This is a genomic window from Rhodanobacter sp. G2-10, assembly GCF_055809185.1.
In genome coordinates this window covers 239,034-251,944 of the sequence record NZ_CM147900.1, presented here as the reverse complement: position 1 = coordinate 251,944, position 12,911 = coordinate 239,034, and the positions used below count along the sequence as shown (strand labels likewise).

Genomic DNA, 12,911 nt, shown 5'->3' with positions numbered 1-12,911 from the left:
CGCGGATTTACTCCTCACCCGGTACGAAGATGGCCTCGATCGAGCGCCCGAACAGGCGGGCAATCTTGAAGGCCAGCGGCAAGCTCGGATCGTACTTGCCGGTTTCGATTGCATTGACGGTTTGCCGCGAAACATCCAGGCGCTCGGCGAGGTCGGCTTGCGACCAGCCCTGATCGCCACGCAGGTCACGCAGGTGGTTGTTCATCGTTCCGGGATCCGCGGCAAGTGCAGGATTCTCATCTTCGCAACTCCTGCCTACTCATCGCGAAACCGCCGTCGCACCCACCAGTTCGCGACCCCGTAGGTGCCGAACAATGCTGGGAGCACCAGCATCAGGCCATTGTTGATCGGCAGCAGACCGGCATTGCGCAAGAATGCCGCGGCGAAGCTGAGCAGGCCCACGGTGATGCTGGCAATCGAGATCGCTTCCAGTTGCAGGCGGCGTTCCAGCTCGTCACTGGCCAGCACCAGACGCACCATCGCGCGCACCACGAACCCGATCGGCAGCACCGGCAACAGCACGAGGATTACGGTCAATGGCACCGCATGCACATGCTTCAGCAAGGTCTGCGAGATGTACAGGAGCGCCACATAGGCTCCCATCGCCGGCAGGAACTCGCGCATGTAGCGACGCCTCTCGGCGCGCATCGGTTCATCGGGCATGGAGCGCGCGCAGATCAGCCAGATCAGACCGACCACCAGCGCGGAGATGCCGCCCCAGAGCATGGCGCGATGCCCTTCCCAGGCGCCCGCGCCGGCCAGGATGACGCCCAGGACCAGTGCGAGGCCGCCGAGGGTGATCAATGCACGGCGCATGCTCATCGGCCTTGCGGAATGGTCGTTCATGTTCGTCTTTCCTTGCATGCAGGGGTGCCTGGCTGCGTACTCGACTTCCGACACGGCAGTCATCGGGACGGTCCGACACGGGTGAGAAACCCATCCAGTACCCGCTGGAATTTCGCGGGCTGGTCAAGCATCACGTAATGCCGCGCCGGTGAAATCGATATCACCTTCGCATCCGGCGCGTTCGACAACAGGGACTGGTAGTACGCGGTCTTCTGCGCCTCGCTCATCACCATCGGCGGCGTGCTGAAGTCCGGCTCGAAATACGGCGAGATTTCCAGAATCGGCACGGTCGCGTTCTTCAGGGCCGGACGCAAGTCGGACGCGACGTCCTCGGCCATGTACTGCGCGGTGGCCTTGATGTCGCTGCGCGCGTTCATCGGTGCGTAGTGTGCGGCGAGTTTCTGATCGACCAGGCCAATGTGCTGCATGTATTGCAGCGACTGCGCCTTGAACTGTTCCGGCGTGGATGCTGCGATCCTGTGTTGCATCTGCGCTGCCATCGTCGTGCGCTGCTCGGCGCTCACGCGGTCCATACCCGGAAAGATCGGCAGGCCGTCTACCGCCAGCACGCCTGCAATCAGTCCGGCATGCTCGCTGGCAAAGCGCAGCGAGAGCGTGGCACCGATGCTGTGTCCGACCAGCACCGGCTTGTCGATCTTGCGCTGTCTGATCAGCCGCAGCAGCGAGGCATCGGCGCGGTCGAACAGGTTGCCGCCATCGGTCGGCGCCGGCACCCCGTCAAAACCAGCCAGCGTGACCGCATACACCTTGTGCTCCTTGCGCAGGTTCGAGATGGTCTGTTGCCAGACCCACGGTCCGCCCTCCAGACCGGGGATGAGAATGACGGCCCCACCGTGATTGCCGTACTGCTCCACGGTCAGCGTTCCAACCGTATACGCAGCCGGCCGGGCCATGAGCGGAGCGCAGCTGGCCAGCAGCAGAAGGGTGGGGGCCCACAGTCGCAAGATCATTCGGATCAAACGGGGAAACCGACTCATGACAAGTTCTCCAGGCGGGCTGAATGTCAAGTAAGCTTGACAAGGAGAGCCTAAAGCCCCCCGCCAGGTCATGTCAAGTATGCTTGACACACATTCATCAACAAGATGAACTGGACTGCCGTAGTGGGTAATATTTGGTCGTGCGTGTGACGCAATTGGCACTTTGCGTGACATAATTTGTAGGGCAAATCCGACAGCCAAGCGTCAAAATATTGACGCGTGACGGGAAAATCGCGGTGAAGTCTGCCTCGGGCTCGGAATTGCTTTCGATCAGGATAGTTGGCACGACGGTTGCTTTACCCCGCTCAAGCCACAACGGATTCCGTGGTCTGCATCAGTTCCAGGGGGGATCGATCCAAGACACCAGCAGGCGGCAACGAGCACGTTGCTGCCACCACGAACCTCTTGTGCCGCACAACCAAGCCTTCATTACATTCATCACGAGGAAGATCCACACCATGAAGAAGACCCTGCTTTCCACTGCGCTGGTCGCCGTCATTGCCGCCGCCGCTTTCGTGCCCACTGCCCAGGCCGCCAACAGCGGCACCATCAACTTCACCGGCAAGGTGCTCGCCGATACCTGCACTGTCGCCGTCAATGGCGGCGCGACCGTGGCCCTGCCGTCGGTCATGACCGGCGCGTTCAGCGGTGTGGGCAGTGTGGCTGGTGCCACCCCGTTCACGATCGGGCTGAGTGGCTGCGATACCAACACCACGAAAGCGAACATGGCCTTCACGGCCGGCACCAACGTCGACACCACCACCGGCAACCTGAAGAACGCCACGTCGGGCGGCTCGAACGTGCAGATCCAGTTGCTGAACAGCTCCAACGCGGTGATCAATACCTCCACCAATGCGAATGCGCCGGTCATCACCGTCGCTTCCGGCTCGGGTTCCACCCAGCTCACGGCGCAGTACGTCGCGACCAACGCCGCGACCTCGGCCGGCCTGGTGACCTCGTCGGTCAGCTTCACCTTGACCTATCTGTAAGCAGCAACCGGGACGCCGCAGCCAGGTGCTGACTGCGGCGTCCCACCTGCCGCGGCGCGCGGCAGCCAGCATTCCCTGAACGGAGTACCCCGATGAAGAGCCTGCTCTGCGCGATGGGCGCAGCCTTGATAGCGCTTTGCACCGTCGTCGGTACTGCCCAGGCCAGCGTGGTGATCGCCGGTACCCGCGTGGTGTTTCCCGCCGCCAACGGCGAAGTCACCGTGCGCCTGAACAACGACGGCAGCACCCCCGCCCTGGTCGAAGCGTGGATCGACAGCGGCAATCCGGATTCCACGCCCGACACCGCCAAGGTGCCATTCCTGATCACCCCCCCGCTGGTGCGCATGAACCCCGCCAAGGGGCAAAGCCTGCGCATCGTCTACACCGGCAAGCCGTTGCCGAAGGATCGCGAATCGCTGTTCTGGCTCAACGTGCTGGAAATCCCGCCCAAGCCCGTGGCCAAACCGGGTGAGGAGCAGAACACCTTGCAGTTCGCCGTGCGCTCGCGGCTGAAGCTGTTTTTCCGTCCGGCCAAGCTGACCGGCGACGCAGGCACGGCACCCGAACGGATCACCTGGTCGGTCGTCGCCGATGGCGCGGGCTTCGCACTGGAGGCACACAACCCCACGCCGTACTACATCACCTTCAGCCAGGTGTCGTTCAACGCGGACAAGACCGCGTACGCACTCGGCAGCGGCATGGTGGCGCCGATGGCTTCCCTGCGCCTGCCGATCAAGAACCTGGGCCACGCACCCGCGACCGGTACGGTGATCGACTACACCACGATCAATGATTTCGGCGCCGCCAAGTCCTACAAGGGCGCCGTCGCGCCGTGAGTCCTCGGCGCGCCCGCGCTGCGCATCCTGCCGCGGGGGTGCCCGCGGCGCGTCGTCATCTGTTGGCGGCGCTGATCGGCATGGCGCTGTGCAGCTGGGGCGGCCATGCACTGGCCGCCGCTGGCGCCGGCGCAGGCGCGGATGCCGCCAGCGGCGATGCGGCCGACGCCACCTTCGATCGCAGCATGCTTTCCGGGGCTGGCCAGAACACCACCGACCTGTCGCGCTTCGAACGTGGCAATTTCGTGCTGCCGGGCAGCTACAGCGTCGACATCTTTCTCAATGAGTTCCCGATCGGCCGCACTGACGTGCGTTTCGCCGCACCCTCGGACGATGTCAGCGCGACACCTTGCGTGACCCGCGCCCTGCTCGACAAGCTCGGCCTGCACCCGGCCGACCTGTCCGACCAGGTCACGGCGGCGCTGAGCGATGACAGCGCCTGCGTCGACATCGCCAACGTGATCCCCGGCGCCAGCATGACCTTCGATGTGGCCGACCTGCGCCTGGACGTGAGCGTGCCGCAGGCCTACATGGGTCTGCGCGCACGCGGTTACGTGGACCCGAAATACTGGGATTCCGGCGTGAACGCCGGTCTGCTCAACTACAACTTCAACAGCTACCACACGCGCAGCGGCGGCGTGGCACAGACCTCCTCGTACCTGGGCCTGAATGCCGGCCTGAACCTGGGTCGCTGGCATCTGCGCCACGACTCGTCGCTGAGCTGGCAGTCGGCGTTGGCCGGCGCCGGCTCGACCCATCGCTGGCAGGACATCGCCACCTATGCCCGGCGCGGCCTGCCCGGAATGCGGGCGCAGCTTACCCTGGGCGATTCGTTCACCAGTGGCGAAATTTTCGACAGCTTCGGTGTGCGCGGCGTGCAGTTGGCCACCGACGACCGCATGCTGCCGCAATCGCTGCGGGGCTATGCGCCCACCGTGCGCGGCGTGGCCGACACCAACGCCAAGGTCACCGTGCGCCAGAACGGCATGGTGATCTACCAGACCACGGTGGCGCCCGGCCCGTTCACCATCAACGACCTGTACGCCACCGGTTACGGCGGCGATCTCGAGGTCAGCGTGTCGGAGGCGAATGGCCGCGTGCACACGTTCTCGGTGCCGTACGCTTCCGTGCCGCAACTGCTGCGTCCGGGCGTCACCCGTTTCAGCGTCGCAGCGGGCCAGTTGCGCGACGAGTCGATCCGGCACAAGCCGGACGTGGTGCAAGCCACGATGCAGCGCGGCTTCACCAACATGCTTACCGGCTACGCCGGCATCGAGGGCTCGCAAGGTTATGGCGCGATATTGCTGGGCAGCGCGCTGAACACCAGCTATGGCGCCTTCGCGATGGATATCACCGCCGCGCGCACGCGGATTCCGGGCATGGATACGCTGTCCGGCCAGAGCCTGCGCGTGAGCTACAGCAAGATCATGGCGCAGACCGGCACCTCGTTGACGGTGGCCGCCTATCGCTACTCCACCAGCGGCTACCTCAGCCTGGGCAATGCGGTGCGGGCGCGCGATTACGCGCGCCGCGGCCTGCCGGTGTTTTCCAGCGGCATCAACCAGCCGATCCTGATCAATGGCGTGCCGGTCTCCGGCCTGCTCACGCCGGCACAGCAAGCGGCCCTGGCCGGCCTCAATCTGGCCGATCTGGTGATACCCACCGGGGTGGATCGCCAGCGCAACAACTTCACGCTCACCCTCAGCCAGCGGCTGGGTGCGCGCGGCGGCTCGTTCTACGTCAACGGTTCGGCGCGCGACTACTGGAATCGCGGCGGTACCGACACGCAATTCCAGCTTGGCTACAACAACGCGATCGGGCGGGTGAACTACAACCTGTCGGCCAGCCGCGAGCGCGACCTGTTCGGGCGCAGCGACAACCGCTACATGGTCAACGTCACGATTCCGCTGGGCAATGGCGCACACACACCGCTGCTTACCGGCGGACTGACCCGCGACAGTCACGGCAGCATGCAGGAGCAGGCCACGCTCAGCGGCACCGCCGGCGTCGACGATCGCTACAGCTACGGCGCCACCGCCACCCACGACAGCGGCCGGGATGTCGGCTCGGTCGGCAGCACCGGCAGTATCAACGGTGGCTATCGTGGCGCGCACGTCCAGCTCAACGCCGGCTTTGGCGTGGGCAGCGGCTACTCGCAGTCGTCGCTGAGCGTGGCCGGCGGCATCGTGGCGCATCCCGGCGGCATTACCTTCGGTCAGCCGCTGGGTGACACCGTGGGTATCGTGGAGGCTCCGGACGCGGCTGGCGCGCGCATCGGCAACGCGGCCGGCGTGCGGGTGGGCAAGTCCGGCTACGCGCTCGTGCCCTACCTCATGCCCTACCAGCTCGACACGGTCACCATCGATCCCGCCGGCCTGCCGCTGGACGTGCAACTGGACAACACCAGCACCCAGGTGGCGCCACGCGCCGGCGCCGTGGTGATGCTGAAGTTCAAGAGCGAAAGCGGCCGCTTCGTGCTGATCCAGGCGCAGCTTGCCGATGGCAAGGCCTTGCCGTTCGGCGCGGAAGTGATGGACGAGCAAGGACATCCGGTGGGAGTGGTAGGCCAGGCTGGCCAGATCATGGTGCGCGTGGCGAAGCCGGCAGGGCATCTCAACGTGCAATGGCAAGACGCGGAAGGCAGCGCGCGTAGCTGCACCTTTGACTATCATGCACCCGCCCCGACCACCGGCGAAGGCGCCAACCGCTACATCGCGCAAGATGCCGTTTGCCGCGACCCTGCCGTCGCAACGGCCTCCGAGGGCAGCCATCATGAGTAACGATTTCGCGCGCCGACCCGTCTTGCGCTCGGCGATCGCGCGGCTTGCCCAGGGTGCTGTGGCGCTCGCGGCCCTGGGGCTGGCGGTGCTGGTACCGGGACAAGCCCGAGCCGGTTGCAGTTTCGACAAGGGAAACTCGCAAGGCACCTATCTGGTGTCGGTGCCGGCGACCATCGTGAACGACCCGAACATTCCCGTTGGCAGCGTGCTTTATACCTCGGCAGCCACCGGAATCAGCCAGCGGGTCAACTTCGGCTGCAAGGGCAACGGCAATGGATGGGGTCTGGTAAGCAGCACTGGCGCCCTGCTTCCGGCCGGCCAGAGTGTTTTCCCTACCAACACCACTGGTGTCGGCTTCCGCTTGTCGCAGAAGAGCGACTACATTTATGCGTATCCCTATTTCAGCCTGGATGGCAGCAAATCCTGGTACGAAAGCGACGCGGTAACCATCGAACTGGTGAAGACCGGAGCGATTGTCGACGGCAGTTCCTTGCAAGGCCCGCTGGTCAGCTTCAAGGCCGGTACATCGAGTGACTACATCATCGACGCCGTGGTCAATCTGGCCAGCCGTCTCACGTTCACGGCGCCTGCCTGCCAGGTCAACACCACCAATATCACGGTAGTCTTGCCCACGGTCACCAGCGGCTCGTTCAGCGGCGCGGGCTCGGTGGCTGGCGCCACGCCGTTCCAGATCGGGTTGACCTGTTCCAGTGGCGCGGTCGTGCGCATCACGCTGGATACGGCAACGCCCGTAGCCGGAAAGCCCGGCGTGATCGCGCCATCAAGCGGTGGCACCAGCGGCGTTGGCGTGCAGGTTCTGGATTCCTCGGGAAACACGCCGGTGCAGTTCGGTGTGGCCAAGACGATCGGAGCCACGCCGAACGGTGCGCTCTCGGTGAACTACTACGCACGCTACTACCAGACCGGAAGTGCAGTCAGCGCAGGCCTGCTTGGTGCCACCGCAACGTTCACGCTGTCATACCAATGAGCCATGTCGCGACATCGCAGGCATGAACGATGGCTTCGGTCCCTGGACTTGAAGCTGGAAACCAGCAGGAATCGGGGGGGCGCGCGTGGGTGCGGTGGTGATGATGAAGATCAAGAGCGAGAGCAGTCGCTTCGAGCTGATCCACACGTCCTGCACACCATCCCCAGACAGGGCGCCCGACGCCAGGAGTGGAACATGACGCGCGCAAACATGCTGTGGACGACGCTGTTGCTGCTGGCGCTGCTGCCGCTGGGAGCCCACGCGAAGTGTCGCTTCACATCGGGCGGCAATACCTCGGTGACGTTCAGTGTGCCTCCGAGCATCAGCATCCCTGCGAACATGTCTGACGGCACCGTCCTGCTCTCCACGGCACAGGTCTCCCCGGCCAATCCGCCAGACATTACCTGCTCCGGATGGTTTGGCGAATACGTGAGCTACGGTGTGGTCAATGCCCGCGGCGGATATCTAGCGGACAACTTTACCTATGAGACTGGAATCCCCGGCGTCGGCTATCGCATCACCCATCCAAGCGATTACCTGACGGCCTACCCGCTCAATAGTCAGTGGCTGGCGACTTCGACATTCAGCGTGACCTCCGGCCTGGAACTGGTCAAGACCGGCCCGATCACCTCCGGCGGCGTGCTGGCTGCCGGCAAACTCGGCGACTGGCAGTGGGACTCGCTGATTCCCGAGACATTCATGCTGGCCAACTCGATCACCTTCACCACGCCCAGCTGCACCATCGTCACCAATCCGATCAATGTCACCCTGCCGACGGTGACCACCAGCGCGTTTACCGGCGTGGGCTCGGTCTCCGGCAAGACGCCGTTCCAGATCCAGCTCTCATGCCCGCCGGCAACGGCGGTGGCGAAGATCACCATGCACACGACCACGCCGGACAGCCATCCGGGCGTGGTCAAGCCTGCCGGCGCGGGCTATGCCGCCGGCATCGGTGTGCAGGTGCTGGACGCCAATTCAAACCCGATGGTCTTCGAGACGCAGACCGTGGTCACGCCGCCCAACGCGACGACCTCGATCCCGTACTTCGCGCAGTATTTCCAGACCGCGTCGGCGGTCTCCGGGGGCAACGTCAAGGCGACCGTCACTTTCGACATCTACTACCAGTGATGGCGGCGGCGCCTGTCAATCGTAGATGTTGACTATGACTTTCACGGGGGCATGGTCAGCTGCCCCGGGGTCGGCGTAGCTGGCAAAGTAAGCCAGCAACCGATCGTGCTCCAGATCAGCAGCCGTCACATGGGTGACCTTGCGCGAATAGGATCGGCCGGGATCGGTGGCGGTACGGCCGCAGCTGAGGCGGGTGGTGGTGGAGTCGACGAAGGTCGACGAAGCAGGATTGGCGGACAGGGTGTGCGTGGAGCAGGTCGGTTCGACCACTGCGCCTGAGAAAAGGATGCGGCCGGTTGCTGCCTGCACGGTCGAAATGCCTATTGCGGCGATCAAGGCGAAGCCCGCCAACTTGCTGCCAAGGGATGTTGCCATGCCGTCACCTCATGAGGTGGTACTCCGCCACTGCGGGACCTCATGAAGGCTGTCGGCCGGCAACGCGCGACCTTGATGGCAGAAAACGACCCGTCACACCGAAATGTGAGGTGCATCACATTTTTCGGTCGTCGGCGGTCCGGGGGGCCGACCGCCCCCGCCGGTACCGTGGGTCCAGACCTGCCGGGTCGATCAATCAGATGATTCCGGCAGGCGTCCGACTGGCGCTGCCTGTTCATCGGCGCGGACGCGCCAAACTTGATCAACGCGATGAAATGTACTTCTCGCGCCGTATCTGCTTCACCGGCAAGCCGAACTCCTGCAGCGCGGCGTAGGCGGCATCGACCATGTTCGGATTGCCACACAGGTAGGCGATGTCGCGCTCGGCACTGGGGCCGAGTTCGGCCAGCACGTTCTGCACGTGGCCGCTGCGATCGGTGGAGCGCGGCACCGCACGCGCCTGGCGGCTCAGGCAACCATGGAAGATGAAGCCGGGGTGGGTCGCCGCAAAGGCCTCGAACTCCTCGCCGTAGAGCAGCTCCTGCTCGTTGCGCGCGCCGTACAGCAGGACCACCTCGCGATCACCTGCGGCCAGCAGCTGCTCGATCTGCGGCAACATCGCACGGTACGGCGTGACGCCGGTGCCGGTGGCCAACAGCAGGTAGCGTGGATGGGTGTCGGCCTGCTGCAGGCAGAAGCGACCATACGGCCCGCTCGCATCGATGACGCCACCGATGGGCAGGTCCCCCAGCAAACGGGTGGCGGCGCCGCCTTCCACGTAACTCACCGCAATCTCGATGCGCTCGACCTGGCCCGCCGTGCCCGGCGTGTTGCTGGCACCGACCGTGGCCACCGAATAGCTGCGCTTGGTCGCCGTACCGTCCTCGTAGTGGAAATGCACCTGCAGGAACTGGCCGGGCTGGAACAGCAGCGGCTGGCCGTCCACGCGCTCGAACACGAGGTGGCGCACGGTGGGCGCAAGCATGTGGTCGTCGACGAGACGAAGCTGGAAATGGTCGGCCATGGAGTTTCCGAAACGGTGCGTGCGCCGGGCGGGCCCGGACGACAGGAGTCAGCCCCGTATAATAAGCGGCTTCACCCCTCTGGCGCAGCCCATGTCCGTACAGCCCCTCGATTCGCCTCCCGCGCTGGTCGTCGACAACCTGCGCAAGACCTATCGGAATGGCGTCGAAGCGCTCAAGGGCGTGAGCCTGACCGTGCAGCCGGGCGACTTCTTCGCCCTGCTCGGCCCCAACGGCGCCGGCAAGTCGACCCTGATCGGCATCCTGTCCTCGCTGGTCAACGCCACCGGCGGGGATGCCCAGGTCTTCGGCAAATCGGTGACCCGGCAGCGCAGCGAAGCCATGCGACTGATCGGCCTGGTGCCGCAGGAGATCAACTTCAACCAGTTCGAGAAGCCGTTCGACATCTGCGTCAACGAGGCCGGTTTCTACGGCATCCCGCGCAAGCTCGCCGCCCAGCGCGCCGAGAAATACCTGAAGGAACTGCGCCTGTGGGACAAGGCCTTCCACCAGTCGCGCGAGATGTCCGGCGGCATGAAGCGTCGCCTCATGATCGCCCGCGCGATGATGAACGAGCCGAAACTGCTGATCCTGGACGAGCCCACCGCCGGCGTCGACATCGAGATCCGTCGCTCGATGTGGCATTTCGTCAAGGGCATCAACGCCGCCGGCACCACGGTGATCCTCACCACGCATTACCTGGAGGAAGCCGAGCAGTTGTGCCGCAACATCGCCATCATCGACCACGGCAGCATCGTGGAGAACACCGACATGAAGCACCTGCTTTCCACGCTGGACGTGGAAACCTTCGTACTGGATGTCGACAGGGCACCCGACGAGCTGCCGCGCCTGAGCGGCATCGATTTCCGGCGCATCGACGACTCCACGCTGGAGGCGGAGATGGCGCGCAAGCAGGATCTCAACTCGCTGTTTGCGGCACTCACCGACAGCGGAATCAAGGTCAATTCGATGCGAACCAAGTCCAACCGACTGGAGGAGCTGTTCGTGCGCCTGGTCGAACACGGCCGCGAGCCGGGCAAGGAGGCAGCCGCGTGATGGCATCCACCAACCTCATCGCGCTGTACACCGTGGCGCGCCGCGAAATCATCCGGATCATGCGCATCTGGACCCAGACGCTGATCCCGCCGATCATCACGATGACCCTGTATTTCATCATCTTCGGCAAGCTGATCGGCAGCCGCATCGGCAAGATCGAGGGCGATTTCAGCTACATGCAGTACATCGTGCCCGGGTTGGTGATGATGACCATCATCAACAACAGCTACATGAACATTTCCAGCTCGTTCTACGGCGCGAAGTTCCAGCGTTCGGTGGAAGAGATGCTGGTGGCGCCGATGGCGAACTGGGCGATTCTCGCCGGCTACGTGATCGGCGCGGTCGCGCGTGGCCTGGTCGTGGGCGCACTGGTGCTGGTGGTGGCGCTGTTCTTCACCTCGCTGCACGTGGCACACCCGTTCGTCGCGCTGGCCGCGGTCACCCTGGGCGCGGTGATCTTCGCGCTGGCCGGTTTCATCAACGCCATATTCGCCAGCAAGTTCGACGACATCGCGCTGGTACCGACCTTCGTGATCACCCCGTTGACCTATCTGGGCGGCGTGTTCTATTCGATCAACATGCTCGGCGAGCCGTGGCGGGCGATCTCGCACGCCAACCCGATCCTGTACATGGTCAACGCGTTTCGCTACGGCATCCTGGGCATCAGCGACGTCTCGGTAGGCTGGGCCTTCGCCGTGATGCTGGTGTTCATCGCCGGACTGACCATTGCGGCCATCCAGTTGCTCAGGCGCGGGGTGGGGTTGAGGTCGTGAGGCGAGGAGTGAGGGAAGAGGAGTGAGGAGTGAGAGAAAGTCAGGGCCTGTCCCGCACCCTCACTCCTCACCGCTCACTCCTGATCTTGTGGTTGGTCAAGCGTGGGGTGGGGCTGTGGTCGTGAGGCGAGGAGTGAGGGAAGAGGAGTGAGGAGTGAGAGAAAGTCAGGGCCTGTCCCGCACCCTCACTCCTCACCGCTCACTCCTGATCTTGTGGTTGGTCAAGCGTGGGGTGGGGCTGTGGTCGTGAGGCGAGGAGTGAGGGAAGAGGAGTGAGAAGTGAGAGAAAGTCACCGCCTGTCTTGTACCCTCGCCTCTCACTCCTCACTCCTCACTCCTCACTCCTCACTCCTCTTTCTTCTTCCCTCACTCCTCTTCCCTCACTCCTGACCTTATGCGCGTAAACAAATACATCAGCGAAGCCGGACTCTGCTCGCGTCGCGAGGCGGATGAGTGGCTGTTGGCCGGGCGCGTCAGCATCAACGGCGAAGTGGTCAGCACCGGCGCCAAGGCGCTGGAGGGTGACGAGGTGCGGGTGGATGGCGAGCTCGTGCAGATGCGCGTGCTGGCCGCCACGCCGGCGTCGAAGAAGGCGATCTACATCGCCCTGAACAAGCCGGTCGGGGTCACCTGCACCACCGACCAGAGCGTGGCCGGCAACATCACCGACTTCGTCGATCACCCGCAGCGGATCTTCCCGATCGGCCGGCTGGACAAGGACTCCGAAGGCTTGATTTTGCTCACCAGCAACGGCGACATCGTCAACGAGATCCTGCGTGCGGAAAACCACCACGAGAAGGAATACCTGGTCGGCGTGAACAAGGCGGTCACGGATGACTTCCTCGCCGGCATGAGCCGCGGCGTGCGCATTCACGGCCAGATGACCCAGCGTTGCCGCGTGCGCCGGATCGCCAGGTTCGGCTTCGCGATCGTGCTGACCCAGGGCCTGAATCGCCAGATCCGCTTGATGGCGGCCGCGTTCGGTTACCGCGTGACCCAGCTGCGCCGCGTGCGCATCGACAACGTCAAACTGGGGCACCTGAAAGTCGGCCAGTGGCGCAACCTCACCGAGGCGGAACTCAAGGGCCTGCTGCCCGGCCGCACGCAGTGGTGATCGTCG

The 12,911-nt window shown here is 64.3% G+C and carries 13 protein-coding genes; 8 read left to right on the top strand and 5 right to left on the bottom strand.

Annotation, left to right across the window (positions count from 1 at the left end):
* Window positions 1–7: 7 nt before the first annotated feature.
* From AC0L58_RS01095 to AC0L58_RS01085, 3 genes are read right to left on the bottom strand one after another with little or no spacing between them, the layout of a single operon-like run.
* Window positions 8–205: a helix-turn-helix transcriptional regulator gene (locus tag AC0L58_RS01095; protein WP_473685835.1), complete on the bottom strand. Its 198-nt coding sequence runs from the start codon at window positions 203–205 to the stop codon at window positions 8–10.
* Window positions 206–255: 50 nt separating this feature from the next.
* Window positions 256–846, bottom strand: coding sequence for a hypothetical protein (locus AC0L58_RS01090; protein ID WP_473685833.1), 591 nt, complete (start codon window positions 844–846; stop codon window positions 256–258).
* A 59-nt stretch (window positions 847–905) separates the two neighbouring features.
* Complete coding sequence (locus AC0L58_RS01085) at window positions 906–1,916, bottom strand: alpha/beta fold hydrolase (RefSeq protein WP_473685831.1); 1,011 nt, start codon at window positions 1,914–1,916, stop codon at window positions 906–908.
* A 386-nt stretch (window positions 1,917–2,302) separates the two neighbouring features.
* Here AC0L58_RS01085 and AC0L58_RS01080 point away from each other — a divergent pair, with 386 nt between their 5' ends.
* From AC0L58_RS01080 to AC0L58_RS01060, 5 genes are all read left to right on the top strand, one after another.
* Window positions 2,303–2,833, top strand: coding sequence for a fimbrial protein (locus AC0L58_RS01080; protein ID WP_473685829.1), 531 nt, complete (start codon window positions 2,303–2,305; stop codon window positions 2,831–2,833).
* Window positions 2,834–2,925: 92 nt separating this feature from the next.
* Entirely contained in the window at window positions 2,926–3,669 is a 744-nt protein-coding gene (locus AC0L58_RS01075) for a fimbrial biogenesis chaperone (RefSeq protein WP_473685827.1), read from the top strand.
* Window positions 3,666–6,449: a fimbria/pilus outer membrane usher protein gene (locus tag AC0L58_RS01070; RefSeq protein ID WP_473685825.1), complete on the top strand. Its 2,784-nt coding sequence runs from the start codon at window positions 3,666–3,668 to the stop codon at window positions 6,447–6,449. Before AC0L58_RS01075 ends, AC0L58_RS01070 begins: the two co-directional genes overlap by 4 nt.
* Window positions 6,442–7,437, top strand: a complete 996-nt coding sequence (locus AC0L58_RS01065) for a fimbrial protein (RefSeq protein WP_473685823.1) — start codon at window positions 6,442–6,444, stop codon at window positions 7,435–7,437. Before AC0L58_RS01070 ends, AC0L58_RS01065 begins: the two co-directional genes overlap by 8 nt.
* Window positions 7,438–7,632: 195 nt before the next feature.
* Window positions 7,633–8,565, top strand: coding sequence for a fimbrial protein (locus AC0L58_RS01060; RefSeq protein ID WP_473685821.1), 933 nt, complete (start codon window positions 7,633–7,635; stop codon window positions 8,563–8,565).
* A gap of 15 nt (window positions 8,566–8,580) precedes the next feature.
* Here the strand turns inward: AC0L58_RS01060 and AC0L58_RS01055 are convergent, their stop codons facing one another.
* Both AC0L58_RS01055 and AC0L58_RS01050 read right to left on the bottom strand, forming a co-directional pair.
* Entirely contained in the window at window positions 8,581–8,940 is a 360-nt protein-coding gene (locus AC0L58_RS01055; protein ID WP_473685819.1) for a hypothetical protein, read from the bottom strand.
* Window positions 8,941–9,202: 262 nt separating this feature from the next.
* The gene (locus tag AC0L58_RS01050) at window positions 9,203–9,964 is read right to left on the bottom strand and encodes a ferredoxin--NADP reductase (RefSeq protein WP_473685817.1); all 762 of its coding nucleotides are present in this window, start codon (window positions 9,962–9,964) and stop codon (window positions 9,203–9,205) included.
* 91 nt (window positions 9,965–10,055) lie between these two features.
* Between AC0L58_RS01050 and AC0L58_RS01045 the strand changes: the two genes are divergently transcribed.
* The 3 genes from AC0L58_RS01045 to AC0L58_RS01035 all read left to right on the top strand — a co-directional run bounded on the left by AC0L58_RS01045 (window position 10,056) and on the right by AC0L58_RS01035 (window position 12,905).
* The gene (locus AC0L58_RS01045) at window positions 10,056–11,018 is read left to right on the top strand and encodes an ABC transporter ATP-binding protein (protein ID WP_473685815.1); all 963 of its coding nucleotides are present in this window, start codon (window positions 10,056–10,058) and stop codon (window positions 11,016–11,018) included.
* Window positions 11,018–11,791, top strand: a complete 774-nt coding sequence (locus AC0L58_RS01040; RefSeq protein ID WP_473688519.1) for an ABC transporter permease — start codon at window positions 11,018–11,020, stop codon at window positions 11,789–11,791. Before AC0L58_RS01045 ends, AC0L58_RS01040 begins: the two co-directional genes overlap by 1 nt.
* Before the next feature lie 394 nt (window positions 11,792–12,185).
* Window positions 12,186–12,905 carry a pseudouridine synthase gene (locus tag AC0L58_RS01035; RefSeq protein ID WP_473685813.1) on the top strand — a complete coding sequence of 240 codons (720 nt, stop codon included), beginning with the start codon at window positions 12,186–12,188 and terminating at the stop codon, window positions 12,903–12,905.
* The last annotated feature ends 6 nt before the right edge of the window (window positions 12,906–12,911 follow it).